Annotated in this window: 25 protein-coding genes and 1 pseudogene; 13 read left to right on the top strand and 13 right to left on the bottom strand. The window is 60.3% G+C overall.

Going from position 1 to position 25315, the window contains the following annotated elements; genetic code table 11:
- Positions 1 to 103: 103 nt before the first annotated feature.
- The 9 genes from NTX71_01195 to NTX71_01235 all read right to left on the bottom strand — a co-directional run bounded on the left by NTX71_01195 (position 104) and on the right by NTX71_01235 (position 9330).
- Positions 104 to 1891 (bottom strand): V-type ATP synthase subunit A, encoded by a 1788-nt coding sequence (locus NTX71_01195; GenBank protein ID MCX6338521.1) that lies wholly within the window; start codon positions 1889 to 1891, stop codon positions 104 to 106.
- 80 nt (positions 1892 to 1971) lie between these two features.
- A complete protein-coding gene (locus NTX71_01200; GenBank protein MCX6338522.1) occupies positions 1972 to 2610 on the bottom strand; it encodes a V-type ATP synthase subunit E family protein in 639 nt (212 codons plus the stop codon).
- Positions 2610 to 2912 carry a V-type ATP synthase subunit F gene (locus NTX71_01205; GenBank protein ID MCX6338523.1) on the bottom strand — a complete coding sequence of 101 codons (303 nt, stop codon included), beginning with the start codon at positions 2910 to 2912 and terminating at the stop codon, positions 2610 to 2612. Before NTX71_01205 ends, NTX71_01200 begins: the two co-directional genes overlap by 1 nt.
- Before the next feature lie 16 nt (positions 2913 to 2928).
- Positions 2929 to 3294, bottom strand: coding sequence for an ATP synthase subunit C (locus NTX71_01210; protein MCX6338524.1), 366 nt, complete (start codon positions 3292 to 3294; stop codon positions 2929 to 2931).
- 99 nt (positions 3295 to 3393) lie between these two features.
- A complete protein-coding gene (locus NTX71_01215) occupies positions 3394 to 5361 on the bottom strand; it encodes a hypothetical protein (protein ID MCX6338525.1) in 1968 nt (655 codons plus the stop codon).
- Positions 5362 to 5411: 50 nt separating this feature from the next.
- The gene (locus NTX71_01220) at positions 5412 to 6458 is read right to left on the bottom strand and encodes a V-type ATPase subunit (GenBank protein ID MCX6338526.1); all 1047 of its coding nucleotides are present in this window, start codon (positions 6456 to 6458) and stop codon (positions 5412 to 5414) included.
- Positions 6455 to 6769 carry a hypothetical protein gene (locus tag NTX71_01225; GenBank protein ID MCX6338527.1) on the bottom strand — a complete coding sequence of 105 codons (315 nt, stop codon included), beginning with the start codon at positions 6767 to 6769 and terminating at the stop codon, positions 6455 to 6457. The genes NTX71_01220 and NTX71_01225 overlap by 4 nt, the downstream gene beginning before the upstream one ends.
- Before the next feature lie 122 nt (positions 6770 to 6891).
- Positions 6892 to 9045: a ribonuclease R gene (rnr, locus tag NTX71_01230; GenBank protein ID MCX6338528.1), complete on the bottom strand. Its 2154-nt coding sequence runs from the start codon at positions 9043 to 9045 to the stop codon at positions 6892 to 6894.
- 102 nt (positions 9046 to 9147) lie between these two features.
- Entirely contained in the window at positions 9148 to 9330 is a 183-nt protein-coding gene (locus tag NTX71_01235; protein MCX6338529.1) for a hypothetical protein, read from the bottom strand.
- A 204-nt stretch (positions 9331 to 9534) separates the two neighbouring features.
- On the opposite strand from NTX71_01235, the pseudogene NTX71_01240 reads away from it, so the two are divergent.
- Positions 9535 to 10026 (top strand): annotated as a pseudogene (locus NTX71_01240) (SUMF1/EgtB/PvdO family nonheme iron enzyme).
- A 111-nt stretch (positions 10027 to 10137) separates the two neighbouring features.
- On the opposite strand, the gene NTX71_01245 reads toward NTX71_01240, so the two are convergent.
- Together NTX71_01245 and NTX71_01250 are read right to left on the bottom strand one after the other, a co-directional pair.
- Positions 10138 to 10749, bottom strand: coding sequence for a hypothetical protein (locus NTX71_01245; GenBank protein ID MCX6338530.1), 612 nt, complete (start codon positions 10747 to 10749; stop codon positions 10138 to 10140).
- A 93-nt stretch (positions 10750 to 10842) separates the two neighbouring features.
- A complete protein-coding gene (locus NTX71_01250) occupies positions 10843 to 11796 on the bottom strand; it encodes a serine acetyltransferase (protein MCX6338531.1) in 954 nt (317 codons plus the stop codon).
- 98 nt (positions 11797 to 11894) lie between these two features.
- Here NTX71_01250 and NTX71_01255 point away from each other — a divergent pair, with 98 nt between their 5' ends.
- The 3 genes from NTX71_01255 (at position 11895) to cobA (ending at position 14662) form a co-directional block, all read left to right on the top strand.
- On the top strand, positions 11895 to 12335 hold the full coding sequence (locus tag NTX71_01255) for a hypothetical protein (GenBank protein MCX6338532.1): 441 nt from the start codon (positions 11895 to 11897) through the stop codon (positions 12333 to 12335).
- Positions 12336 to 12338: 3 nt separating this feature from the next.
- Positions 12339 to 13007 (top strand): bifunctional precorrin-2 dehydrogenase/sirohydrochlorin ferrochelatase, encoded by a 669-nt coding sequence (locus NTX71_01260; GenBank protein ID MCX6338533.1) that lies wholly within the window; start codon positions 12339 to 12341, stop codon positions 13005 to 13007.
- 86 nt (positions 13008 to 13093) lie between these two features.
- The gene (cobA, locus tag NTX71_01265; protein ID MCX6338534.1) at positions 13094 to 14662 is read left to right on the top strand and encodes a uroporphyrinogen-III C-methyltransferase; all 1569 of its coding nucleotides are present in this window, start codon (positions 13094 to 13096) and stop codon (positions 14660 to 14662) included.
- 54 nt (positions 14663 to 14716) lie between these two features.
- On the opposite strand, the gene NTX71_01270 is transcribed toward cobA, so the two are convergent.
- Positions 14717 to 14935, bottom strand: coding sequence for a hypothetical protein (locus NTX71_01270; GenBank protein ID MCX6338535.1), 219 nt, complete (start codon positions 14933 to 14935; stop codon positions 14717 to 14719).
- Positions 14936 to 15156: 221 nt separating this feature from the next.
- On the opposite strand from NTX71_01270, the gene hemB reads away from it, so the two are divergent.
- A complete protein-coding gene (gene hemB / locus NTX71_01275) occupies positions 15157 to 16296 on the top strand; it encodes a porphobilinogen synthase (protein MCX6338536.1) in 1140 nt (379 codons plus the stop codon).
- Between the two features lie 33 nt (positions 16297 to 16329).
- Here the strand turns inward: hemB and NTX71_01280 are convergent, their stop codons facing one another.
- On the bottom strand, positions 16330 to 17838 hold the full coding sequence (locus tag NTX71_01280) for a sigma 54-interacting transcriptional regulator (GenBank protein ID MCX6338537.1): 1509 nt from the start codon (positions 17836 to 17838) through the stop codon (positions 16330 to 16332).
- Positions 17839 to 18251: 413 nt separating this feature from the next.
- Here NTX71_01280 and NTX71_01285 point away from each other — a divergent pair, with 413 nt between their 5' ends.
- The 8 genes from NTX71_01285 (at position 18252) to NTX71_01320 (ending at position 24591) form a co-directional block, all read left to right on the top strand.
- Positions 18252 to 18572, top strand: coding sequence for a hypothetical protein (locus NTX71_01285; protein MCX6338538.1), 321 nt, complete (start codon positions 18252 to 18254; stop codon positions 18570 to 18572).
- Positions 18573 to 18675: 103 nt separating this feature from the next.
- Entirely contained in the window at positions 18676 to 19224 is a 549-nt protein-coding gene (locus NTX71_01290) for a hypothetical protein (protein MCX6338539.1), read from the top strand.
- A gap of 169 nt (positions 19225 to 19393) precedes the next feature.
- A complete protein-coding gene (locus NTX71_01295; protein ID MCX6338540.1) occupies positions 19394 to 20734 on the top strand; it encodes a hypothetical protein in 1341 nt (446 codons plus the stop codon).
- A 96-nt stretch (positions 20735 to 20830) separates the two neighbouring features.
- Complete coding sequence (locus tag NTX71_01300; protein MCX6338541.1) at positions 20831 to 20980, top strand: hypothetical protein; 150 nt, start codon at positions 20831 to 20833, stop codon at positions 20978 to 20980.
- Between the two features lie 94 nt (positions 20981 to 21074).
- Positions 21075 to 21263, top strand: a complete 189-nt coding sequence (locus tag NTX71_01305; GenBank protein ID MCX6338542.1) for a hypothetical protein — start codon at positions 21075 to 21077, stop codon at positions 21261 to 21263.
- A gap of 14 nt (positions 21264 to 21277) precedes the next feature.
- A complete protein-coding gene (locus NTX71_01310) occupies positions 21278 to 21625 on the top strand; it encodes a hypothetical protein (GenBank protein MCX6338543.1) in 348 nt (115 codons plus the stop codon).
- 199 nt (positions 21626 to 21824) lie between these two features.
- Positions 21825 to 23039, top strand: coding sequence for a hypothetical protein (locus NTX71_01315; protein ID MCX6338544.1), 1215 nt, complete (start codon positions 21825 to 21827; stop codon positions 23037 to 23039).
- A 139-nt stretch (positions 23040 to 23178) separates the two neighbouring features.
- A complete protein-coding gene (locus NTX71_01320; GenBank protein MCX6338545.1) occupies positions 23179 to 24591 on the top strand; it encodes a hypothetical protein in 1413 nt (470 codons plus the stop codon).
- Positions 24592 to 25315: the final 724 nt, after the last annotated feature.

The following is a 25315-nucleotide window of genomic DNA, read 5'->3' on the forward strand; positions in this document are numbered from 1 at the left end:
CGCTTTATCCTCCTGAATTGAAAATTGCAAATTGGAAATTGATCAGTGTTTTTTGCAGCGACAGTTAATTTATCTGTAGCTCTATAATTTACAATTTCCAATTTCACATCCGCGCATAGCGCGATTCCAGCTCCCCCATCGCCCGTTCCAGGTCGGCCATCATCCCGTCGAGCTTCTGCAGCTCGTCATTTTTCACCGTGAATCTCATCCTCATGATATCCCGGTAGATCTTGAGCCCCCTCACCGCGACCAGCGTCGCGCCTCTCTGGATGGCGCGGCTCCCGAGTTGATAGAAGCGGACGATGAGTTTGAGCATCTTCACCTGTTTCTCGAGGGGAGAATACATATCAATCTCGGCGAACACGTCCTGCTGAAGGAAGGCGGTTTTAAAGAGGCCGCAGGCCTCGAGTATGATACGCTGCGAATCCGGCAGCACATCAGGCCCCACCAGCTTCACGACCTGCTGGAGGCGGTTCTCCTGCTGGAGCAGGGCCATGATGTCGCGCCTCAGCTCCCTCCACTCCGGCATGCCCTGTTCACTCCACCAGGCGCCCAGATCGTCAACATACTCGCTGTAGGAATCGAGCCAGCTCACCGCGGGGTAGTGGCGCGCGTTGGCGAGTTGCCGGTCGAGCACCCAGAGGGCTCGGATGAAGCGCTTGGTGTGCTGCGTGACAGGCTCCGAGAAGTCGCCACCGGGGGGCGACACGGAACCGATGACCGATATCGAGCCCTCACTGCCACCGAGGTTGACCACCATGCCCGCCCGCTCATAGAACTCCGCGAGCCGCGTCGGGAGGTAGGAGGGGAAGCCCTCGTCCGCGGGCAGCTCCTCCATGCGCCCGGAGAGCTCCCGGAGCGCCTCCGCCCAGCGCGATGTGGAATCCGCCATCACGGCGACATGGTATCCCATATCGCGGTAGTATTCGGCGAGGGCAATACCGGTGTAGATGGACGCCTCGCGCGCGGCGACCGGCATGTTCGAGGTATTGGCGATCATGATCGTCCGCTCCATCAGCGGTTTTCCCGTGCGCGGGTCGAGCAGCTTGGGAAATTCGGTGAGCACATCAGTCATCTCATTGCCCCTCTCGCCGCACCCGATGAATACGATCACGTGGGCATCGCACCATCTGGCAAGGGCATGCTGAATGATCGTCTTTCCGGTGCCGAACCCTCCGGGAACCGCCACCGCTCCCCCCTTGGCAATGGGGAAGAGGGTATCGATGACGCGCTGGCCGGTGACAAGCATGGTCGAGGGGGAAAGCTTTTTTCTGTAGGGGCGCCCCCTGCGGACAGGCCACCGCTGGCAGAGCGTGAGCGGCCGCTCACCCGCCCCCGTCTGGATGAGGGCGATGGTGTCATCCAGGCGGTACTCCCCCTCCGGGGCGATCATGCTGAGCGTGCCCGAGAGATCCGGAGGCACCATCACCAAGTGTTCTATGATCTGCGTTTCCTGGAGTGAGGCGATGACCTGGCCGCCCTCGACCCGTTCCCCGGTCTTGGAGCGCGGCTTCACCAGCCATATCTTCTCCCTGTCCAGCGCCGGCAGGTGAATGCCCCGCTGGATGTACTGGTTGGATTGGTCGCGGATCACCTGCAGCGGGCGTTGGATACCGTCGTAAATCGTGCCGAGGAGCCCCGGCCCCAGCTCGACCGAGAGGGGCATCCCCGAGCCGTAGACGTGCTCGCCGGGTCTGATACCGGTGGTATCCTCATAGACCTGGATGGAGGCCTTCTCCCCATCCAGGCGCACGATCTCCCCGATGAGGCGGTCGTCGCCGACCTCGACCATCTCGAGCATCTGGGCGTCTTTGACCCCGCGCGCCTGCACGAGCGGCCCCACCACCCGGCTCACATACCCGATGATTCTGTTCGATAAGATATTGTTCATTGATTTTGGAACAGGATGCACGCAGATAAACGCAGATAGTTTTTTAGACTTTCAGAATTATTATCAGTGTGCATCTGCGTTCATCCTGTTTCGCCTTTCCCGAAAATTGCCTTTGCGACGAGGAGCCTGAGCTCCCTGTGCATGCGGTCCATCCTGCCTTCCAGCGTGTTGTGTATCTCGATCCTGCCCGTGCGGGCCCTGATGACGACACCCGTCCCCATGATCGCGTCCGCCGAGAGGCCGAGTGAAACCCCCGCGATTCCTCTCGTGGCGAGTTCATCAGTGAGCCGGCGCATGAAGGCTTCAGTGAACATCCATCGGTCCTCCTTCGCGACCAGGAGCTCAACCTCTTTTTCTCCGAGGTTCGTCACGCCGTCAATGATCAGGTGTTTCAGGGTATCCGGGTAGCCCGGCTCGGTGCGGAGCTTCGCGATGCGCGCGCTCACTCGCCGCAGGACCTCCGTGATGAGCGTTTCCCTCCCCAGGAGCTCGAGCTTTCTGGATTCAAGCTGTACCTTTGATATGGCCCGCTTCATATCGCGCGCGGCGCCCATCTCCGCCTGCCGGCTAATTTCGCCCGCGGCGCGCGCGGCCGCCTCACGCGCCTCACCGAGCCGCGCGGAGGCCTTCTCCTCCGCCCTGCGGAGGATCTCCGCGGCCTGATTCCGGGAATCCTCAGCGATCGTGCGGCAGAGTTCCCGGGCGCCTTTGTCTTCCATTATATATTCACTCCCACAGCCGATCTGATTATGTCGTGGATCGACTTCCGCTCACCCATTGGCCCCTTGCGGTCGGGTATTTGAATGATCAGCGGGAAATTGAGCGGGTAGTACCCCTTCAGATCAGCCTTCACCTCGGCCGCGAGCCGCTCGGTGATCACGATGATGGTTACCCCCTCGGTGGCGGTGGCCACCTTGAGCGCCTCACGCGCCTCGTATGGACTGTGCGCGGCGCGCCCGGTGATGCCCGCGAGGCGGAACCCGATTACCGTCTCTTCATCCCCGATGATAAAATAGGACATCTCGCACCCGCGCTCCTCAGATGCGCATCAGTATAAATATGGCGATGATCAAGCCGTAGATCGCGATGCCTTCCGCCAGCCCCACGAAGATGATCGCCCGCCCAAAGAGCTCCGGTTTTTCTCCGATCGCCCCGAGGGCCGCCGCCCCGACGTACGCAACGGCAAGGCCCGCGGCCACAGACCCCACACCGACAGCGATTGCGGCCGCGAGAAACCCCCAGCACATCACTGATGGGTCCACGTTTTTGGCGGCCGCGCCATCAGCCTGGGCGTACACCGCGTACACACCTCCCGCCAGGATGACCACCACCACGATGGTTGACATGATGAGGAGAGAGATTCTTATGAATTCGCGCAGCCTCCTCTCGACCATGGCGCTCATTGGCTTCCTCCTTTCATTGCTGGTTGATCGTTGAGAGTCGAGGGTTGAGGGGAAAACCGACCATGCACTATGGCACCCGCAACACTCAACCCTGAACCATCAGCCAATCTTCACCGGCTCATATCTGGTGCCCTCTTCGCTGAAAAATTTGCCGAAGAATTCATAGTACTCAAGCCTGATCGCCTGAATGGTGACGATGATGCCCTCCAGGAGAATGATGAGGAAATTTCCCACGACAATCAGGAGAAGGGAAACGAGGGTGCCGCCGGGGGTATTTCTGACCGCATCGGCCAGGGTAAAGACTGCCATAAAGAGCATGGCGTGCGCAAGCGCAAAAGCGGCCACCCGTATGAAGGAGAGCGTATTCGCGAGGAAGCTGAGGAAGATCTCCACGACCTCGATGATCGTCTCCATGAAATAGGTCATGACCCCCTCGGGGAAGAGCTTCGCGCTCTCGCCCAGGAGGCGCTGCACGGGCGCCTTCATGAAGAGCAGGAGCACCGGGACCCCCACGAGCAGCATCACCAGGGACCGGCTGAGTCCCGCCCCCCCGAGCACGAGCAGGTTGATGACCAGCCCGACTCCCCCCCAGTAGATGACGCCCGCGAGCAGGCCCGCCTTGTCGAAGACCCCCTTGATCCAGTCGCGGCTCCTGAGCGCGTCGACGATGTTGATGAGAATCCCCAGGCTCACGACCGCGACGCCGAAGTAAATCGCGGTTTTGATGAAGAATAATATGTTGTTCATGGGGCGCATCCAGAGCGGCGGGAACCACCGCTCCACGCCGAAGAAACTGCCATAGAGAAAACCACACACCATCGAGGAGAGTCCGCAGGAGAGGACCAGCGCCCCGATCCCCCGCACCTGCTCCTTGTACCGGCGGCCGGCGAGAAACGCCCCGAGCAGTGCGAGCACCAGCCCGTCCCCGATATCGCCGAACATCACGCCGAACATGATCAGGAACGTGATCGCGACAAATATCGTGGGATCGGTCGCATGGTATGCGGGGATGCCGTAGGCGGACGTGAGCAGCTCGAACGGGCGAATGAACAGGGGGTTTTTGAGAAGCACGGGTACCTTCACCCTCCCTCCCCTCACTGCGGAGATCTCGTCCGGCTTGCGCGTTTCGAGGTAGCAGTGGCCTGAGGTGACCGTGTCGAGCGCGCGGGAGAGCTCGGGGATATCCTTCTCAGGCACCCACCCTGAGATCAGGCAGGCGCTCCCCGTCTTTCGGAAGTAGCCCCTCGCCCGCGCGAGGAGCTTCGTGCAGTTGATCCGTTCGCTTATCTCCTGGAAGGGCTGCCGGTAGCGGCGCCGCGCGGCGGCGATCTCCTCGTCCATGGCACTCAGCTCGCGCCGGAGCGCATCTGTTTTCTGAGCCAGTGTTCTCTGCGCGTCCCCTGAGAGCTCCGATAGTCCGGAGGGGGGTATCACCTTCTCGAACGACGCCTCCTGGAGCGCGCGATCGAGGGCTGCCTTATCCCGTTTGAGCGTGAGCGCCACCAACGTGACCATGTCCCCCTCCATGCTTAACGGCATGAGGATGAGGGGGACCCCTTCCATCGCTCGCTCGATCAGCGGCAGGTGTGGACGCGGCACCTTTCCGGTGACTACTTCCAGGAAAGAGTAGCGCGCACCTGGCTCGATCCCCCCCAGTGGGGCAAATACTTTCAGTTCCTCGGACATTTTTAGGAGCTTCTCAAGTTCCTGGGCCTTCGATTCCCGCCCCACGACAAGCCCGCTCACCTCTGCCTCCGCCTCCGCAACCTTTCTTTCAGCCTCCTCGAGGTCGGCGAGCGTCATGTACTGCGTGGCCGAGGAAATCGTCTTCGGGAGATCCCTGATCCCTATTCCTGCCGCGAGCTCCCTGAGTTTCTTTTCGAGCTTTCCCGCGCGCTCGAGCGCCTCCGATGCGTGGACCGCGCTCAGGTCCTGAGCCCAACCCTCGATCTCGCTGAAGTCAGTGAGGTGCATGACCCCGTCCTCGGCGATCGTCTCGGTGACGGCGTCCACGTCCTCTTTGAGCACGAGCAGGCTCACCTGCCTCATCTTCTCCGGTGTGAACACGTTACCTCCGGAATTGTAAATTTCAAATTTACAATTTTCAATTTACAATTTCAAATTCCAACGGAGCGTATTATACGCTCCATTGGGAGTCCCAGGCTTTTCCCCGCGAGGATCCTCCGCAATGCGTGCCCCTCCGCCCTCACCAGGGCGAAGTAGGCAATCACGGTGCCGATGGTGAACGGATACCCTCCGAGCGCCCGCCGCGCCTCGCGTTCGAGAATTTCTCCGAGGAGCGCCTGGATGAGCCGCAGCTGATCAATCGTCCCCCTCTCCCCGGCCATTGACCTGAGGGGAGGCAGCGGCATCGTCCGGAGGGCGGCGATGAGCGCTCGGGCATCCCTCGATGAGTAGGCGTCTACCAGGATCTGCTCGCTGAGATGCAATCCGCCGGGCAGCAGCACGCCGCGCGCATCGCCCGCAGGGAGACTGGAGTACCGCTTCAACCTGAGGAGGATCTCTATGTTGCGGACATCGATCTCGATACCCATGATCCTGGCTGCCACAGAGCTATCCAGGTTGCCGAGTGTTTCGATGGTTTCCCACAGCCTGCGGAAGTAGTCGGCTTCAAGCGCCACCTCCAGGGGGAAGAGCTGTCCTGAGCGGCGATAGCGCTCATAGCCGGCCATGAGCGCCTTCTTGTACGGGGTGGCATCAAGGAGGAGAATGATCTCCTCGATGCTCGCTGCCTTCAGGATGTCGTCCACCGGGATATCCCAGCATATCTTCTCTTCAATGATGCTGTCTCGTTCCCCCCACTCCTTTTCTCTCCAGAGCCTCAGCAGCCCCTGCACCTTTCCCACGTCGTACCGTTCCATGAGCGAGAAGATGAGGTTCGCCACAGCGCCCCGCGCGTGGCCGAGGGCGCTCCGGTACCGCCCGATCTCTATTTTCAGGAGGGCCTTTTCAATGAGCTTCAGGGGGGCTCCTGATTCGATGAGCGCGGAGAGTTCCCTGTAATCGGTGCCTCTCAGGAGCGACGCAACTTCGCTCATGTCCGCCGCGCCGGTGAGCGCGCTCATCTCGCGCGTGTCGAGACACCTGCTCAACCTGGCCCGAAGGAGGGCGTTCAGATAGACGTATTTCTTCAGCGATTTCATCGCAGGAGGAACTCCATCGCCCTGTGCACGGCCGCGGCTACCCCTGCCTCCCGCTCCCGGGCATCCCGCTTCACCCGGGCGCCGGTATCCGCAAGGATTTTTGACCGCGCCGCGTCGCTCTCGCTGCGCGCCCGGGCCCGCCCGGATTCCGCCGCTTCGTTCGCCTCCCCGACCGCGCGCTCCACAATTTCCCTCGCGCGCGTCTCGACGTCCACGAGCATTTTCTCCGCGCTCGATCTCGCCTCGGCGATCAGCTTCTTGCCTTCAGCCTCGGCACGCAGGACCTGGTCGATGGCTTCTTTCATGGCCATTGATGCACGCTCCTCTCCCGCCCCGCACGGCATGGATTGACGTGAAGATGGGCCTGATATACTGTGCAGGAGATTATAGCGCAGGGATGGGGTAAAGTTAATGCAAAAGAATCCCGCAGGGGCTACTTCCGCCGGACGGCTCCCTCGTGCAGGATGAAATCAACCTCACGCTTGAGCATGTCCACGCGCGCGACCTGGACGGTCACGGTGTCTCCCACCCGGAATCTCCGCTTCGTCCGCTGGCCGATCATGCTTGCCCTGTTTCTGGCGACCCGATAGAAGTCATCCGTGAGGCTGGACACGTGCACGAGTCCCTGGAGGAGGTAGTCGTTGAGGTACACCGATAGGCCGAAATCCCTTATCTCCGTGATGACGCCCGTGAGGAGGTCGATGGTGCCTGCGTCAAGGTGGGATTTGATGTACTGCAGTTTCCTGAGCTTCAGGCACTCCCGCTCAGCCCCCTCTGCGGTCTCCTCGGCCTCGGAGCAGTGCGCGGCGAGCTCCTCGAGGCCGGGAGGAGCGGCGACCTTCTTCCCGGCGCGCGCCTGCCGCAGGAACCGATGCGTGATGAGGTCAGGATATCTCCGGATGGGGGAGGTGAAGTGGAGGTAGTTGAGGCAGCCAAGGCCGTAGTGGCCGGTGTTGCGGGTTGAGTATACCGCGAGCTTCAGCGAGCGCAGGAACGCGAGGTGGAGGGCGTACGATTCGGGTGTGCCCTTCAGCTGGTCAAGGAAGGCCTGGAGGGCCCGCTTGTCGTGTATGTCGCGTATGGAGTAGCCGAACGGCTTGATGAGCTCGAGGTACTCGCACAGGTCTTCGTCATCGGGCGGGTCATGCACGCGCCAGAGGGTCGGAACGCCGCGGGAGACGAGGTAGCCCCCGACCGCCTCGTTGGCGGCGAGCATGAACTCCTCGATCATGATGTGTGAATTGTCGAACTCCTCGCACCGCACGCCGGTGACGTGCCCCTCCCCGTCGTACTCGATCAGCTCCTCGGGCATGTCGAGGTCGAGCGCGCCGCGCGTGAACCGGTTCTTCCTCAAGGTGAGCGCGAGCCCTTCCATCTCCTTGAGCACGGGCAGGAGTGCGCGTTCCGTCTCCTCCTCGGGCGGGGCCTCGCCGCGCAGGAGAGAACCCACCCTCGAATAGGTAAAGCGTTTGCGGGAGCGGATGACCGTTTCAGGGAAGCGGCAGTCGAGCACGCGGCCCTGCTGCGAGAAGGTGATGAACACGCTCTGGGTCAGCCGGTCTTCATTTTCCTTCAGGCTGCATACGCCATTGGAGAGTGTTTCGGGGAGCATGGGGAGCACCCGCGAGGGAAAATAGACGCTCGTGGAGCGCGCGCGCGCCTCCTCATCGAGGAGGCTGCCTGGAGCGACGTAGTGAGCGACATCCGCGATGTGGACGCCGAGGATCCAGTTGCTCCCGCTGCGGGTGAGCGACACCGCATCGTCGAAATCCCGCGCGTCCACTGGATCGATAGTGAACGTCGTGTCGCCGCGCAGGTCCTCGCGCCCCCTGAGCGGATGGGCGCCTGATTCCTGGCTTGCGCGCAGCGCCTCCCGGAGGAGGGCGTGTGAAAAATCCGTTCTGAGTCCGCGCTGGTGTATGATGGAGAGGAGATCAGTTGTGGGGTCGCCGGCGTCTCCCAGCACCGAGGTGATCACACCCTCCGGGCTCACGTGTTTGCTCGCCCACTCGGTTATCTTCACCACGACCTTCTGCCCCACACGAGCGCCTCCCGTGTCGCAGGGGGCGATATAGATATCGTGCTGAATCCGCGGGTTGTCGGGCACGACGTAGAGGAATCTGCTGGATTTGTTGAGGGTGCCCACGAGCGTTTCATTCGCTCGCTCGAGGATTTTAATGACCTTCCCCTCGCGTCGGGGCCCCTTCCCTCTCCTCCGCCCTCGTTCTGTCCCGATGAGCCTCACCACGACCGTGTCTCCGTGCATCGCGTGGGACATGTTCTCACTGTGAACGTACACATCTTCTCCACGCCGCCCCGAGGGAGTCACAAAGCCGAACCCCTTGGGGGTCACCTCCAGCCTCCCGGTGATCAGGCCGAGCTCCTGCGGGAGCGCGTAGCGGTTCTCCTTGACGCGTACCAGCTCGCCGTCGCGCTCCATGGCATCGAGGAGGTGCCTCATGGCTTGAGACTGTGAGCCCGTGATTCCAAAGTGGCGGTACAGCTCGGCACGCCTCATCGGTCGGTACCGGGGTGAAGAAATAAATTTGAGGAGGAGATCCCTGGTGAGTGCCGTTTCGATGTTCATGTTTCTATAGTATATCAATCAGCGGAGAACGCTAGAAAGGAAAGACCCTGAGGAGCGAGCCCTCACTTCTCCGGGTTTTTTCGCGGCGCGGCCGAGTCAGCGCTATCGAGCTTCGTACTCCTTGATGATCTTCACGCTGCCGAGACCGTCCCTGATCTCGAATACGGGATTGTACTGGTCGCCGTCCGGATAGCCCTTGAAGCGCGCCTCGAACTTCTTCCCCTTGATGTCGATCAGGTAGCTTTTGCCCGCGACGCAATCCTCGTGCATCATTTTGGAATTCATGAACCCCCCCGCGCAAATACGTTGTGGATTAGTTGTGAAAAAGACCAACGACACATCGGTAAACGTGCCGGGCAGAATATTACATAATGATGCTGTTATGTCAATAAAAAAATTCCATTTTTTGATGGTGCAATTATAGACGCTATCTGCGGACTGGCACGGATAGGCGCTGAAGGCTAAACGTTTAAAGGCCTCCCCACAGAGGCAGAATGGGAGAAGGCGGCGCGTGGCACCGATGGGCGCGTCTGGCCGTGGGGGAACACGTGGCAGCCGGGTCTGTGCAATAGCTGCGAGCGGCTCGCAAAGAAAAAGCTGTGGGACCTGAAGGACTGGGATAAATGGTACAAGACCTGGCTCCTGCTCGATCCCGTGAAGAGAAACGAAGACACTACGATGCCAGTGGGCAGCTATCCCCGGGGTGTCAGCCCCTATGGCGTTCACGACATGGCGGGCAATGTCTACGAATGGTGCGAGGACTGGTGGGATGAGGACTTCTATCAGAAGGAAGGGGGGAAGAGGGATAACCCCGTCTGTGATACACAATCGTCGAACAGCAAAGTGACAAGGGGCGGATCATGGCGGAGGCATGGATCAGACAGCGCGAGGTGCGCGTCCCGGAGCCGCTACAGATACAATGCGGTGGATTGGCCTGATATCGGGTTTCGGTGCGTGCGCAGTCCCGGTGACGGGATCTAACGGGATCGTACCCTAGGGCCCACTATCGTTTAGCCGTGATTGGTTCCGGATGCGAGGGCCGTCCAGTTTCCAGCGAATAAAGAGTCTATGGCGCGATGCTGACGACGCTGCCTATGGCTTGCACAACGAGCACGGTTTCCTCCCGGCGGCGATTGCCTCATCGCGGGTCTTGTATTTGACGAGGTTGGCGGCGGATATTTTCTTTGCCCATTCGCAGCTCGCGCGGTGGAACGTCTTCCCGTTGGCGCTCGCGCAGAGTTCTCCTTCTGCGGCGGCCGGTGCCTGAGACTTAGCCCCTCCTCCCGCCCCTGCGGCAGCCAGGTCTGGTTTGCATGTTTTGCAGGGTATATACCCGGCTTTCACGGCCTCTTCGTACGTGTTGAAATAAATGCGCTTGCCCGGCGACGTCTTTGCCCCCCATTCGCAGCCGGCGCGGTGAACCTTCTTGCTCCCTTTATTGCCGATAAAGGGGGCGGTTGACGGGGCTTCCGCCTGCGTGGTGCCCGGTGCGGCGATGGGGGCGGAAACTTGCGGAGCTGCCTTCTCAGCGGGGGCGCTTGCCGCTTCCGGTTGCGCTGCTGTTTCTCCTTCCGGCACAACCTGTTTCTGCTCAACTTGAGCCGCTTCTTCTGATGGTGCGGCCGGCTGATCCTGTGCCTGAGCGGCACCCAGCCGGCACAACAAAATCGCCGCGGCGACATAGAAGAAAAGCAACTTTCTCATACCTCCTCCTTTTGCTTGAAGCGCGCGCATCGCCGGCGCCGCATGGCTCGCACCCCGCATCACGAGAGGCGGGCGCGAGCGACGGGCCACGGCTCAGGCGCCGCGCCTTTTTTTTCTGCGCATCGCGCACGCGGGTGGTTCGAAGATGACCCTCATGTGCGCGGGGACCGACGTGGTGAGCCAGACGTTTCCGCCGATCACCGCTCCCCTGCCGATGACCGTCTTCCCGCCGAGAATGGTGGCGCCGGAGTATATGGTGACGCCATCCTCGATGGTCGGATGTCTCTTCTTCCAGCGATATCGCTCCACGTGGTGCGGCACGCTGAGCGCGCCGAGGGTCACCCCCTGATAGATGCGCACGTTCTTCCCGATTGTCGTGGTTTCGCCGATGACCACCCCGGTTCCGTGGTCAATCATGAAATATTCGCCGATGGTTGCCCCCGGGTGTATGTCTATGCCGGTGCGGGAGTGGGCGTGCTCCGTCATGATCCGCGGGAGGAGCGGAACCTTCTTGATCCAGAGCACATGGGCGATGCGGTACACGGTGATCGCCGCGAGGCCCGGGTAGGCGAGGATGATTTCATCAAGGCTCTTCGCCGCGGGATCTCCGCTGAAGGCCGCGCTCACGTCCGAGTAGAGCGCCTTCCTGAGCGCGGGGAGTTCCTTGAGCAGTAGCCCTGAGATCTCATGGGACCTGCGCAGGCAGCTCTTCTCCCCGATGCCGCACTCAACACTGTCCGGCCGGCAGCGGCTCTCGTTTTTACAGAAGTATCGGAAGCATTTGTTGATCTGGTCGGCGAGCTGCTGGTACACCGCGGCGCACTTCGCACCGAGGTGGTATTTGATGTTCGTCGCGTTGAGGTCGCTCGTTTCAAAAAATCCCGGGAAGATTATTGAAACGAGGCTCTCAAGGGTTTCAATGATCTCCCCCTGTGCGGGGAGCGACGGGCCCTTGATGTGGTTGATGCCGCCGTGGCGATTGTAGGACTGGATGATCCGGTCAACGGTCCTATCCAGCATCTCGCGGAGCTTTTTGTCACGTGTCATGAAACCCCCTCAGAATAACTCGGAAGTATAGCATGATGGGCTTGCGTTGACTATGGCTTATTGGGTGGTATATAGTAGTCACTGTTCGGAAAGGCCGGATGAGGACAGGGATTGTAGCGGCGCTCGTGGCCATGATGCTGTCGCGCCAGGCGCTCTGCGAGCGCGTGCATTCAGGCGATGCGCCTGTGGAGCGGTGGTTCGGTGCTTCGGCGGCTGACTTCGCAGCGGCCGGCAGGTTCGCGGGCAGCCCGCTCAGGGTCAAGGCGAGATTCGTAAAGATACTCGCCGGCGGCGAGGGCGTGGCCGTGCAGCAGCAGGGAATTGCTCCGGGGGGCACACTCACCTTCCTCGTCGCCGCCGCGGGCGGGGAGATACGGTGCGAGGTGAGTGATCGGGCGAAGTGCGGTGCGATTGTCCGCGAAATGAAGCGCGCCACGCCTCTGGTGATCCACGGCGCCCTGGACGCGCGGCGGAATGCGTTCCTCGTTGACACGATCGTCCAGGGCTGGGGGCGCGATCAGATGGAGGGTGGTTCATAGCTGATGCGACTGCGCCCGCTGTTTCCAATCTTCGTTGATCTGGCCCGGCGTCACTGCCTTGTCGTGGGCGGTGGTCGCGTCGCCGAACGCAAGGCGAGGGGGCTCGTCGCCGCTGGGGCGAGGGTGACGGTGGTGGCGAGGGCGGCGCATGCTGGGATTGTGCGTCTCGCGCGCAGTAAAAAAATCAGGCTGATCACACGGGCTTTTTTACCCGCCGACCTGCGCGGTGTTTTTCTCGTGGTGTGCGCGACAGACGCCGCCGCCGTAAACGCGCGGGTAGCCGCGGCAGCCAGGCGGAGGAGTATCCTCGCGAATGTCGCGGATATGCCGGCGATCTGCGATTTCTTCCTCCCCGCGATAGTGCGACGCGGACAATTGCAGATCGCCGTATCGACCGCGGGGAGCAGCCCCGCGACGGCCAGCCGGATAGCGCGGGATCTCGAGTGTCGGTACGGGCGTGAGTACGCTGACCTTTTGAGCATGATGCGCTCCGCGCGGGCGCGGGTCATCGGGCGCGTCCCGGCAGGGGCGCGGCCTGCGGTCTTCGCGGCGATGTCATGCCCCGCGATCATAAGGCTTCTCCGCAGCGGCAGGAGAGCCGCCGCCCGCCGCGCCATGGAACGGGTGATTCAAAAAACGATTCGTGGAGGTGGCCAGAGCAGGCGAACCTAAATTTTATTGGGATTTGTGATTTTGGATTTGGGATTTGCCTGCCCGCCGGTTGGCAGGCGGGGGATTTCTCTTCGAGGGGGTGCATCGTGGTGATACAGCGGATGGGCAGGGTCTTCCTTGTCGGCGCCGGTCCTGGCGATCCCACCCTGATCACCGAGAAGGGGAAGAGCCTCCTCTCCCTCGCGGATGTCATCCTCTATGACCACCTCGCGAATCCCTCCCTCCTGCGCTTCGCGCGGGAAGACGCTGAAAAAATCTGTGTGGGCAAGTCAGGCGGCAGGCGGAGCATCAGCCAGTCTGCGATTAACAGGCTCCTCGTGCGTGAGGCCCGTCGGGGGAAGCTGGTGATACGGCTCAAGGGCGGTGATCCGATTCTTTTCGGGAGGGGGGCTGAAGAAACCCTGTGCCTTTCCCGGGAGCGCATCCCATTCGAGATCATACCAGGCGTCTCCGCGGCGCTCGCGGTCCCCGTGTGCGCCGGCATCCCGCTCACGATGCGGGGCGTGAGCTCGTCCGTGACCATCCTCACCGGCCACGAGGCGGACGGTGGCAGGGGGAGAGGAGTGGATTGGGGTCGTTTGCTGAGGGCGGACTCGACATTCGTCGTGCTCATGGGCGTGAAGAACCTCGAGGAGATTGTGAACCGCTTCCTCGCGGCCGGCAAGAGCCCTCGGCTCCCGGCCGCCCTGATAGAAAGGGGAACCACCCCGTTGCAGAGAACGGTGGTCGGCCCTCTGGGCCGGATCGCCAGGATTGGCCGCAAGCGTCGCGTCGCGGCTCCGGCGATCCTCGTTGTGGGTGAGACCGTCGCCCTACGCAGACAGCTGCGCAGCGCCGCGACATTTCCTCTCCGGGGCGCCAGGGTACTCGTGACGCGCCCCGCGGGGCAGGCGGAACGCATCGTCCGTCTCCTTGAGCGGAATGGCGCGGTGCCGCTCGTCTATCCGCTGATACGGATAGAGCCCGCGCGCAGCTTCGGTCCGCTCGATCGCGCGATCGCCGCGATCACGCGCTATGACTGGATTATTTTTACCAGTGCGAACGGCGTGCAGGCGTTCATGGGCAGGCTCGATTCCCTCGGGTATGACTCCCGTGCCCTCGCGCGCGCGGAGATTTGCGCCATAGGTCCGGCTACGGAGGCAGAGCTTTGGAAATGGGGTTTGAGGGCGGATTGCCTGCCGAAGGAATTCACCACAGAAGGGATTATAGACGCCCTCACCTCACGGGGGGAGATTGAGGGGCGGTTGTTTCTCCTGCCGCGGAGTCAGCTCGCGGGCGAGGCGCTTCCCGGAGCGATCCGGAGGCTGGGTGGGCGCTGCGTTGAGGCAGCGGTCTACAGGGCGCTGCCATCGAGAGACAGCGCCCGGGCGATCATGCGTCTGATCGAAGAGGGAGGCGTTGATCTTGTGGTTCTGACGAGCCCGTCGGCGGTGGGGGTGTATGCGAAGATGCTCAAGAGATCTTCAGTGAGGAAATTCCATGAGCCGGTCATCGCGGTCATAGGGCCTGTGACGGGGCAGGCGGCTGTGGAACACGGGCTGCGGGTTGTGATCAAGGCGCGCACGCACGCCGATGAGGGGCTTGTCAGGGCACTCGTGAATTTTTGGAAAGGAAAAGGGAAAGCAAAAGCAGCGCACCGGCATGCGCCACCGTAGGCCCCTCGCCACAGAGGCGACCGGCTGAAGCTCTGAGCAACACCCCACGAGCGGCTATTTCGCGGAGATGTTCATCTCCGGGGGGTAGACGTCCTTCAGCTCTTCGTACGGTACTGGCCCATGGTTTATAAAGACAGGTATTGGCCAATAAGGCATATAATCGAGATGAGGCCCCCCCCCGAAACTCGGCCGATAGGCATAGTTGCGGCAGCCAGAGACCGATATCCACGCGGCGGTCAACATGATGAGAACAAGTAAAAGCTTCTTTGCCATTTTGCCCCCCTTCGTTTCACATGGCTGCATGATGATCTAATGTAATATACGTGATCTGCCCGTTGCCTGTCAATATTTTTTATGGAATAAGTGTAATGCCTCAGTGGAGCGCTGGGGGGCTTTATCACTGCTTCACTGAGCGGTTACAAATAAGTATGCAGCTAGGGGTCAGAGAAGTGGTCGGAGGCTTATACAAGAACCATCACCGATGGAGGTAGACCATGGCGTATCCAATTCAACGATTGAGGCGATTGCGGATGAAGGACGGACTTCGCCGCCTTGTGAGGGAAACAAGGATAGCTCCTGAATCCCTGATCATGCCTCTCTTTGTGAGGCCCGGGAGAGGGGTGCGAAGACCAATTCCCTCCATGCCGGGGCAGTTCCAGCTCTCTCAGGACGAGGCGGTTGAGCAGTGCCGCAGAATCGCGGAGCATCGCCTGGGTGGCGTTATCCTCTTCGGCATACCGGACGGGAAGGACGCGCGCGCGAGCCGGGCCTATGCCGAGGATGGGATTATTCCCGAGAGCATCCGGGCGATCAAGAGGGAGATCCCCGGACTGATCGTCATCACCGATGTGTGCCTCTGTGGGTACATGGATCACGGCCACTGCGGCGTGGTTAAAGCAAATCCCCCGCCTGCCAGCCGGCGGGCAGGCAAATCCTCCCTCGACCCCGAAGGGGGTCTCGGGACGAGAACCCCTGCGGGGCAAATCCCTGCCCGTCCGGCAGGCGGGCCAAATCCCAAACCAATAAAAGCGAGTCACGAGCCACGAGCCACGAGTCACGGTTACTATATTGACAACGACGCCACGCTGGAGCTGCTCGCGGAGACGGCGCTGGCGCACGCGCGCGCGGGGGCGGACATGGTGGCGCCCAGCGACATGATGGACGGCCGCGTGGGCGCGATCAGGAGCGCCCTCGATCGCAACGGATTCCAGGACATGCCGATCATGTCGTATGCCGCCAAGTACGCCTCCGCGTTCTACGGGCCGTTCCGTGACGCGGCGGAATCGGCCCCCCGGTTCGGCGACAGGCGCTCCTACCAGATGGACCCCGCAAACGCGGTTGAGGCGCTGCGAGAGGTCGCGTGCGATATCGAGGAGGGCGCCGATATCGTCATGGTCAAGCCGGCGCTCGCGTACGGTGATATCATCCGCAGGGTGAAGGACGCGTTTCGCGTGCCGGTGGCGGCGTACAGCGTGAGCGGTGAGTACGCGATGGTGAAGGCGGCTGTGGAAAGGGGATGGTTCGACGAGCGGATGGTCGTCATGGAAATACTCACCGGGCTGAAGCGCGCCGGCGCTGATATCATTGTGACCTACTGGGCCGAGGACGCCGCGCAATGGCTGAAAAACGGCTGAAGGTTGAAAGTGTAAAGTTGAAAGAATAGCGAACTATAAGTTCCGGACTATTTTGTACGATTTGATTTTCCTGTCCAACCGGTTGCGGGATATCCCGAGCATCTTTGCCGCCATGCTCTTGTTCCAATGCGTGCGCTCGAGAATCTGGACGATGCGGTCCCGCTCCGCGTCTTCGAGCGTGACCCCCCCTTTTTTCTCGGGGGTATACGTTTTTATTTCCGCCGGGAGGTGCTCGGGCAGCAGGATGTCGCCGCTGCCGAGGACGAGCGCGCGCTCGATGGTATTCTTGAGCTCGCGGACATTCCCGGGCCAGGCATAGGCCATGAGGAGCTCCATGGCCCGGGGGCTCGCCTGTTTGATTTTTCTGCCGACCTGTTTCGCCTGCTCTTCGAGAAAGTGTGCGACCATCCTGGGGATGTCTTCTCGTATCTCGCGCAGCGGTGGGGCGTGTATTTCGATTACCTTGAGGCGGTAGTAGAGATCTTCGCGAAAGCGTCCACGCGTGATGGCGCTCTCGAGATCCTCGTTCGTCGCGGCGATGATACGCACGTCAACCCTGACTGTCTCTGACCCCCCCAGCCGTTCGAAGTCCCTGCTCTCCAGGACGCGCAGCAGCTTGAGCTGGGCCTCGGGGGATATGCTCCCGACCTCGTCCAGAAATACGGTGCCTTTGTCCGCCTGTTCAAAGCGGCCGATCCGGCGTTTCGAAGCGCCGGTGAAGGCCCCCTGCTCGTGCCCGAAGAGCTCACTCTCGATGAGCGTTTCGCTGTAGAGGGTGCAGTTGACGCAGGTGAACGGTTTGCGCCGCCGCGGTGAGTTGTAGTGTATGGTCCTGGCGATGAGCTCCTTCCCCGTCCCGCTCTCGCCGCGGATGAGAACGGTGGAATCGGCGGTGGTGACCTTCCGGATAATCCCCATGAGCTGTTTCATCGGCGGGCTGTCGCCGATGAGGTGGTGTTCCAGGCGGAGCTGCTCGATGATCTGAGCGTTGTCCCGCTCGAGTTCCGTGTGCAGGCGCGCATTCTCGATCGCGAGCGCGGCGTGGTTGGCGAGGGCGGTGAGGAGGGCGATATCAGTGGCGTCAAAGCGCTCGTCGTCTTTTTTGTTGATCGCCTCTACCGCGCCGATGAGCCTGCCGCGGCTCATGATGGGCACGCAGAGGATCGAGCGGGTGGAAAAGCCGAGTTCCCTGGAGATATCCTGGGACCATTGCGAGTCCGAGGCGACGTCGTGGGCGATGTACGGTTTCCTGTTCTTGATCACCCAGCCCACGATTCCCTTGTCCGCGTCCAGAGTAAAACACATGATCTCCTTTGCCTTCTCCCCCGCGCTCGCCTTAAAGAAGAGGCGCTCACCCCTCTCATCAATGAGGATCAGCGAGCTCGCCTCGGTGTGGAGGAGTTTGTTGGTGAGCTCCATGAGGGAGTCCAGCACCTTGTGGGCTTCGAGCGTTGAGTTGAGCAGGGAGCTCGCTCGGAGCAGATCCGCGAGGTGCTCCTTGCCGAGGAGGTTGAGATGGGCGCGATCCCGCTCAGGTACCATAGCGTCATGACTATATCACAGCGAGCGTCTAAAATCAATCCGGGATGCGTGGGCGCAGTCCCTGGGGGCTATGGTATTTCCATATTGTAGTAGCTCACTGCCTCAATCGTTAAGCTTTACACCTTACACTTGTCACTCTTCACTCTCCACTGTTGTATAGTGTAGCAATCCGGTGCCTGAATGGACCAATATGGAGCACGCGAAAATTGCTTTTAAAATATGGACCTGTAGGGTGGCATCAGCAATACAATGCGATACCTTGCTGCGGAGGACGATGCGAAAATCGCAGTCGTTGCGACTTTTTTGTGCGCATGGCATCCAACTTGCTTGTTTGTAGTGTAGGTAGAGCGATGACAAGAGGATGCGGACGGGCTCTTAAGGGTTTCATGGCATATGAAGGGCGGGTGGTCTGGATGAAGCGGGAAGCGCATGCGCCGGATAATTTCTCGAAGCAGGAAATCTTCTCGTCACTGGACAGTCTCCTGGAGGCGGGTCCGTTGAATTTATGCGGGATCACATTGGAGATGCCGGTTGCATTCCACATCACCCACGAGAGGGCGAGGGAGCTGTTCAGGGAGTGGGCTGAAACAGTGACGGGACGCTATCGAAAAATAGTGGATTTGGATGGGAATGTCCTCTTCAAGTTGAAAGGCGCCACGGACAGCGGTGAGGCAAAAGAAGCGCACGGGATTGGCGCAATGACAGGCGCAAGGGCAGGGGCGGGCAGCAGCTAAAGATTATATATACGGAGCGGTATTTAGGGTATACTGCGAGGGACGGGGTTCGTAATTCATCACCGTGGCCGCCCGGCGGTTTTGAAATGGAGTTACTTTTGACATGCATCGGCACCGAGGGTTGGCTATTATTGTCTGGGGGGCGGTTGGGCTATTCCTGCTCAGTGGCCAGGATGGCACTCATGTGTCAGCCCAGCCCCAGTGTGATTCCAGGACTCCCGCTCCTGGAGCGGCTGAGGCAGGCCCGTTAATCGCCACCGGCAGGGGGCGCCGGCCCTGGCGGAGCGCGTCGAAGGCGCAGGTGAGGCTTATGGCCAAGCGGGCGGCGATGGTGGAGGCATATAAGAACATGGCGGGCATGCTCGGCATGTCGGATGGCGGGCCGAGAGAGGGAACGGGCAGCGAACATGTTGAGGGATTCATCAGGGGGGCCCGGCTCAAGGAAACTCGCTACTATGCGAACGGCGATGTCGAGGTTGATCTTGAGATGACGATCCCTGCAGGCGGTGTGCGCGAGGGATCTTCTGAATCGGCGGCAGGTAGGGCAAAGGGGAAAGATAGGGAGTTGCTCTTCGTTGAGAAAGGGGGTGGGACGATCGGCGAATCCGAATGGCGGGAGATTTTAGGCAAGGTCCGAGCTCCCGGGCATTGAGTGCCATTCGCGGTGAGGGGGTTGAGCGGTTGCGCGGAGCGCGTGCAAAAGCTCACAGGAGCTCACGCGATCCGCACGCGACACGCTGCATGGGTTTGGAGAGATGGGGACAAGAGGCGCTTGATCATTCACGGCATTTTCGTACAAGATAGAGGAAAGGAGGATCGACATGGAGAGGAAAGTGATGTTCTGGACGCTGTTCCTGATAGGTCTCATCGGTTTGTCTGGATCAGTGATGGCGCAGGGGCCGCTCTCACCCGGCCAGGAAAAGCTTATGGCCAAGAGGGCGGCGCAGGCAGACGGCTACCGCAAGCTCATGGAGGAGATCAAGGGCCTGCACATTGACTCCCAGACATACGTCAGGGACTATATCGCCGAGAGCGATCAGATCGCCACGGCATTCAGCGACTACATGAAGGGGATGAAGCTCGATGGCCCGCCGCGGTATATGCCTGACGGCACCTGCGAAGTTGATGTGAAGGTGACCCTGCAGCAGATCATGCAGTGCATCAAGAGGATCAACCTGGACTATCCCGATCCGAAGAGGACCAGGACGAGTGTCGACCAGATGGGTCAGTACACGAAGAAGAGCGTCTTCACCGTAACGGGCGTCGGCTTGCCCCCGGGGCAGAAAGCCGAGTCTGCCGCCCCCAAAGGGGTGAGCTACAAGACGGCCGGGATACCGGGGTGGGAGAACGTGACGCCTCAGGGGAGGCTCCTCGCGGAGCGGGGAGCGCTCACCGATGCGCGGCGCAACCTCGCAGAGACCGTCAAGGGGCTGAAGGTGTCCGGCAACACGCTGGTGAGGGATTTTGTCGTTCTCAATGACCAGATTCAGACCAGCCTCAACACGTTCATCAACGGGATGAAGGAGGCGGGCCCCTACCGCTATCTCCCTGATGGGATCTGCGAGGTGGACGTCGAGGTGACGATCCAGGACGTGATCAAGGAGCTCAACACTATCCGCCAGCACTACCACGCGGGCTTCCCCCCGCAGTGCGTGTTCCGCGACACGACGTTTGAGAGTATCCTCAGCTGGGGCCCCCCAAAGGTGATCACGGCCACCGGCAATGCCGCCATCCCCGCGAGGGGCTATCTCAAGGGACGGCCCGCGGGCCCCACCAGCGATGCGTCACCGGCAGGTGATGTCGGACCGGCGATGCCGCCCTGGGCGAGCCAGACGGCGAGAGCCAAAGGAACGGGCGTCCCCAAGGAAGGGGAAGCGGGGACCGCTGCGCGGCTGAACACCGAGAGGGCGGCCGAGGCGGTCGCGCGCAGGAATCTCGTGGAAAAGGTCTACGGGGTGCGCATCGACGCCACCACGACCGTGCGTGACTACATGACGGTCAGTGACAAGGTGAAGGCCGAGGTGAGCCAGTACCTCGCGGGCGCGCAGGTGGTGGGTGAGTCCACGGTGATGCCCGATGGGAGCATAGAGATCGAGATGGAGCTGCCGCTCGGTGGCCTGTGGCAGATCGTGAGCAGCGAGCAGTTGGCAAAGAGCGAGTGAGTGCGGGGCGGCGAGATTCGGGATTGGCGCAGATGCGTTCCCGCGCTCCGGAGGCGCAGGTAATCAGTTCGGATTCAAGGAGAGGAGGTTTGTGATATGAAGCGCGCGATGGCAGTGGTCGCCGTCATGGTGGTTGTAATGTGCGTTATGGTGATTGCCGGTTGCAAGAAGCGGTATATTCCGAAGGTGAGTGAGGAAATCATCGACCCCGGCGTCCCCATCCATTCAGAAACAGTTGTGGAATAGCGCATGAGGCACAGGAGACACTGCGCGGAATAGCTTGACTAATTTTCAGAGTCTTCAGTGCCTTCAGTAGTCTAAAACCAGGGAGGGGGAGACGATGAGCGGAAAAAGCTTACTCGGGTTTCTAGCAATTATCGCATGGATGATCGCCTCCGGCTGTGGTATGTTCAAAAAAGAGGTGTACATGGTTCCTACTCCCCAGGGCTGGGTTGAGCAGGAAACGAAGAACGGGGGCGACAAGATAAAGTACAAGCCCGCGGAAAGAGTGAAAGTGAAGTACGAATGAGGAGGAGCGAAGAAATGAAAAGGTTACTCGTATGGTGCAGCGGCTTTCTGACAGCGCTCGTCATCACGGGGTGCAGCAAAGATATCATGTATGGCCCCCAGGGTGAGATCGTGGAGATGAAATCTCCGAAGAAGGAGATGAAGATCAAGGTTAAAGAGGATGGCACGGTGAAGGTAAAGGGCGCCCGTGGTATCGGCGGACAGTCGCGCATGGCCCCTCTCGACGTCGAGAGCGGGAGAGACGTGGGCGTGCATGGCGTGCCGGTGCCGCCGCCGGCCGGGCACATTGTCCCGGTCGCGCCTGCCCCTGGAGTTTCTGTGGAGAGACAGCCAATTACTGAAGAGACCACAGTCGTTCATTAGGACGGGATTGTCCGAACGGTTGTTGATGAGAGGCTAAGTTTACCTTTTCATTAATACGGTTACGTAATTTTTGCAGCGCGGAAAACTTTATAATGTGTCATTGCGAGGAGTCCCGCTCAGCGGGAGGACGACCGGAGCAATCTGTTTTCAAGCTGGTATGGTGCGGTGGTGTCCGTTCGGATAATCAGGGGGTAAAGACATGATTAAGAATTGCAGATTAGTTTCTCTCATCGTGGGCATATTGGCCCTGTGGTCTTTTGTGGACACCGGCGCACTCGCGATTCCCGAGAAGACGGTTGTCGCCACAGGAGAGGCAGCCGTGCGCGGGACCGGGCCGGAGGCGCTCCAGCTCGCGAAGGATGAGGCGATCAACCGCGCCCAGCGCCGGGCAATCGAACAGGGCATCGGCACGATCGTGGATTCTGAGACGATGGTCGAGAATTTCCAGCTCCTCGAGGACAAGGTGCTCTCGCAGGTCAAGGGGTATATCACCGGCTTCAAAGTCGTCAAGGACAACAACGGCGAGGGGGGCGTCTACAGCGTCACCATCGAGGCCACGGTGGCCCTGGCCCAGATCGAGAAGGATGTCCGCGCACTCAATATCATCAAGGAGAAGAAGAACAACCCGCGCATGATGGTGGTGATCCGTGAGTACTTCGAGGACCCGGTCTACGGCGCGGACTTCGCGAAGGGGGGCGCGGTGGCCCAGACCGCGATGGAAAAGGAGCTTCTCCGGCTCGATTTCCCTCTCGTGGACAGGGGGCAGATGGGGGCCATCAACGAGCGTGACACGCAGACCGCCTACAACGATCCGGCCAAGGCCGCGGCGCTCGGCAAGCGGTTCGGCGCTGAGGTCGTGATCGTGGGAGAGGCCACGAGCGCGCAGATGGATCAGAGCGCGCCGCATGGCGTGGCGGTGTACCACTGCGACGCCCAGATATCCGCGAAGGCGATCAAGACCGACAACGCGCAGATCATCGCGAGCGAGAGCGTCACCTCGGGACGGGTGGTGAAGGGGGGGCGTGCGACCGCTGCGAAGGAGGCCCTCCGGCTTGCCGGTGAGAAACTCGCCTCGGCAATGCGCAGCCAGATCCTTGAAAAGTGGCGGAGTGAGGCATTCAATACCGTGTCGATACAGATTATCGCTTCGAACGCCAGCAACGACCGCCGGCGAGCCTTCCAGAAGGATCTCGCGGCGATACGCGGCGTGAGGAATGTCTCGGAGCGGAGCTGGACGAATGAGGTCCTCGAGCTCGATGCGGAGGTTGATGGGGCGCTCTGGAACGATTTTGACAAGCGGATCGAAAACCTGCCGAGCGTGGGTATCGAGCTCACCGGCAAGACGGGGAACAGGATAGACCTCAAACTCAAGGACAAGCCGGCCCCGGCAGCCCAAGAGCCAAAGACTGAATAACGCTTAGATTGTGTTATAATATGTACCGGCGGATGCGCGAATAATTGATTTTCACCCATTGGTTTTTTTACAATGTTTTAAGTCAGCGGCAATCCGCGAAGATCCGCGGCTAAAACTAATCAATCAAGAGGAGGATGGTATGAAGATGAGAGGTATTGTGGCAGGTTTCGTGGTAACGGCGATACTCGTTCTCGTGAATGGCGCCGCCGTTGCGGGAAGCTGCAAGGTGAACAAAGAGAATTTCACGTTCACGCCCGCAAGCAACATGGGAACATACGTTGTTTCCGCGCCGCCGGGTTCTGTCGCGGGTGTCCACCCCATAAAGGTTGTCTCCCTTGATAAGGATACGGCGGAGAAGGCGGAGGCCACCGTCAATCCGGACGGGAGCTTTGCGATCACTGTTGACGGCACCCAGGGAGACAAGATAAAGCTGAGATTTACTGATTCCTCCGGAGGCAAGACGAGCAAAACATTGCGTATCCCCATCATGGCGCAGAAGTCACTGCTTGAGGGGCCGCAGAAGGTAGTCAACCGGAAGGGTGAGACACCCGGTGGCCCGGGTGCACCCCAGCTTGCTGCTCCTTCCGAGGCAGTTGCACCGGCCGGCGGACAGATGGGAGCTGGCCCTGTCCCTGCGATTCCCCCTGCGGGCGCGGCGGCACCGGCTGGTGCTCCTGCGGTGGCTGCCCGGGCTGCAGCGACTGGCCCGCTCAGCCTGAAGAAGATTGTCGCAGTCGCGGAGTTCACGAATAAGGCGAACACCCCCTCTCAGTACAATCTTGGTACCGGCATGCAGGCGCAGCTCATCAACGCCCTGAACAGGAGCGGCAAATTCGTCGTCCGCGAGCAGGAGCTCCTCAAAACCGTGTTCGGCGAGCAGGACCTTGCACAGAGCGGGCGCATGGCGGAGAGCAAGACCGCGCAGATTGGCAAGGCGATCACCGCGCAATATCTTGTGCGTGGCACCGTGACAGAGTACGACGAAGCGGAATCCTCGGATACCAAGGGCTTCAGCATGTACGGCGTGGGCATTTCTGGTGGGAAATCGCGCGCCCACATGGCGGTGATCATTGACCTGATCGATACGACCTCGGGCACCGTGATCGCCTCCCAGCGCATGGAGGGGAAGGCAGAGGGGCATGGCGCCGGAGGCGGCCTCGCCCTCCCGTACGTACCGGGTGGTAGCATACAGCATGGCAAGCAGAAGCACATGCCGGTCAACAAGGCGATGCAGATGTGCATCGATAACAGCGTGTATTTCATCGACGCGGAGCTCAGCAAGCAGCCGTGGAAGTCAAAGATCGTGAAGGCAGGTGAGGGCGGCGAGATCATGATCCGTGGCGGCTCGGAAGACGGGATGCAGCCTGGTTATGAATTCAACGTCTACCGTCAGGGGGAAGAGGTCAAGGATCCTGAGACTGGCCAGGTACTCGACATCGAGATGAAGAAGATCGGGCGCATCAGCGTGACCAAGGTGAAGGATAAGATCGCCTACGCCACGCCGCTCGTGGGCACTGGTTTCCAGACCGGCGACGTTGTCAAGGTCGATTAGCCCACCAGGGCGCAGATTAACTACAGTTATCCACACCCGTAGCCGATACGATTGTAGCCGAGGCTTCAGTCTCGGCCATAATCTCCATCCTTCTTTCTTCCAGATCTCTCGCTTCGCTCAGGCCCCCCAGCGCGTGTGCATTTGAAGTTCAGTAGGCCAATCTATGCATTTTGATAGCTCGTCCATGCGAGCAATTAACATTCGCGCGAGTCAAGGCGGATGGTTTCTCCGAAATGGCGGATAAGAAAATCCTGTCATTGCGAGCCCCGCGCCATGCGGGGCGAAGCAATCCCGCCTTTGAAGCGCACCCTTTCCCTCGGGCCTGCCTGCCGGCAGGCAGTGGGGAAGGTGCCCTGTTGTAATTAAATCTTCTCTTTTTCAATTAGCCAGTGAGCAAAAAGAATAGTAAAATGGTTCTCTTCCAAGCTGTGTGGGTTTGATTTTGTAAAGCAATCAAGGATATGTGAGCTCACCCAATATGGAAACTAACCTTCGCAACGCCTTTTTGTTGTTATCCCCTCTCCCCCAGGAGGGAGAGGGTGGGGTGAGGGGGAAAAAAACAGTTCCTGGTTTCTCGTTGCTCGTTACTAATACAAACGTCTTAAATAAAGTGACATAGTGGGCTTTTCGTGCTAATCTTAAAGCATGAAAAATCCCACATTAAATCTAACGCATTCGGAAGCAACGAAAGAAAACCTGTTAAAACTGGCCGACAAGATTCCCG

This window comes from Candidatus Auribacterota bacterium (genome assembly GCA_026392035.1).
Taxonomy (GTDB): Bacteria; Auribacterota; Tritonobacteria; order UBA1439; family UBA1439; genus JAPLCX01.

Excerpts from the sequence above, each read along its gene's own strand:
- NTX71_01205 (MCX6338523.1), bottom strand. The coding sequence starts at position 2,912 with ATGTCCTATTTTATCATCGGGGATGAAGAGACGGTAATCGGGTTCCGC.
- NTX71_01225 (MCX6338527.1), bottom strand. The coding sequence starts at position 6,769 with ATGGCCATGAAAGAAGCCATCGACCAGGTCCTGCGTGCCGAGGCTGAA.
- NTX71_01245 (MCX6338530.1), bottom strand. The coding sequence starts at position 10,749 with ATGAGAAAGTTGCTTTTCTTCTATGTCGCCGCGGCGATTTTGTTGTGC.
- NTX71_01200 (MCX6338522.1), bottom strand. The coding sequence starts at position 2,610 with ATGGAAGACAAAGGCGCCCGGGAACTCTGCCGCACGATCGCTGAGGAT.
- NTX71_01280 (MCX6338537.1), bottom strand. The coding sequence starts at position 17,838 with ATGGTACCTGAGCGGGATCGCGCCCATCTCAACCTCCTCGGCAAGGAG.
- NTX71_01255 (MCX6338532.1), top strand. The coding sequence starts at position 11,895 with ATGAGGACAGGGATTGTAGCGGCGCTCGTGGCCATGATGCTGTCGCGC.
- NTX71_01290 (MCX6338539.1), top strand. The coding sequence starts at position 18,676 with ATGCATCGGCACCGAGGGTTGGCTATTATTGTCTGGGGGGCGGTTGGG.
- hemB (MCX6338536.1), top strand. The coding sequence starts at position 15,157 with ATGGCGTATCCAATTCAACGATTGAGGCGATTGCGGATGAAGGACGGA.
- NTX71_01235 (MCX6338529.1), bottom strand. The coding sequence starts at position 9,330 with ATGAATTCCAAAATGATGCACGAGGATTGCGTCGCGGGCAAAAGCTAC.
- NTX71_01270 (MCX6338535.1), bottom strand. The coding sequence starts at position 14,935 with ATGGCAAAGAAGCTTTTACTTGTTCTCATCATGTTGACCGCCGCGTGG.
- NTX71_01220 (MCX6338526.1), bottom strand. The coding sequence starts at position 6,458 with ATGAAATCGCTGAAGAAATACGTCTATCTGAACGCCCTCCTTCGGGCC.
- NTX71_01295 (MCX6338540.1), top strand. The coding sequence starts at position 19,394 with ATGGAGAGGAAAGTGATGTTCTGGACGCTGTTCCTGATAGGTCTCATC.
- NTX71_01260 (MCX6338533.1), top strand. The coding sequence starts at position 12,339 with ATGCGACTGCGCCCGCTGTTTCCAATCTTCGTTGATCTGGCCCGGCGT.
- NTX71_01195 (MCX6338521.1), bottom strand. The coding sequence starts at position 1,891 with ATGAACAATATCTTATCGAACAGAATCATCGGGTATGTGAGCCGGGTG.
- NTX71_01315 (MCX6338544.1), top strand. The coding sequence starts at position 21,825 with ATGATTAAGAATTGCAGATTAGTTTCTCTCATCGTGGGCATATTGGCC.
- NTX71_01310 (MCX6338543.1), top strand. The coding sequence starts at position 21,278 with ATGAAAAGGTTACTCGTATGGTGCAGCGGCTTTCTGACAGCGCTCGTC.
- NTX71_01250 (MCX6338531.1), bottom strand. The coding sequence starts at position 11,796 with ATGACACGTGACAAAAAGCTCCGCGAGATGCTGGATAGGACCGTTGAC.
- NTX71_01305 (MCX6338542.1), top strand. The coding sequence starts at position 21,075 with ATGAGCGGAAAAAGCTTACTCGGGTTTCTAGCAATTATCGCATGGATG.
- NTX71_01320 (MCX6338545.1), top strand. The coding sequence starts at position 23,179 with ATGAAGATGAGAGGTATTGTGGCAGGTTTCGTGGTAACGGCGATACTC.
- NTX71_01300 (MCX6338541.1), top strand. The coding sequence starts at position 20,831 with ATGAAGCGCGCGATGGCAGTGGTCGCCGTCATGGTGGTTGTAATGTGC.
- NTX71_01210 (MCX6338524.1), bottom strand. The coding sequence starts at position 3,294 with ATGAGCGCCATGGTCGAGAGGAGGCTGCGCGAATTCATAAGAATCTCT.
- NTX71_01285 (MCX6338538.1), top strand. The coding sequence starts at position 18,252 with ATGAAGCGGGAAGCGCATGCGCCGGATAATTTCTCGAAGCAGGAAATC.
- rnr (MCX6338528.1), bottom strand. The coding sequence starts at position 9,045 with ATGAACATCGAAACGGCACTCACCAGGGATCTCCTCCTCAAATTTATT.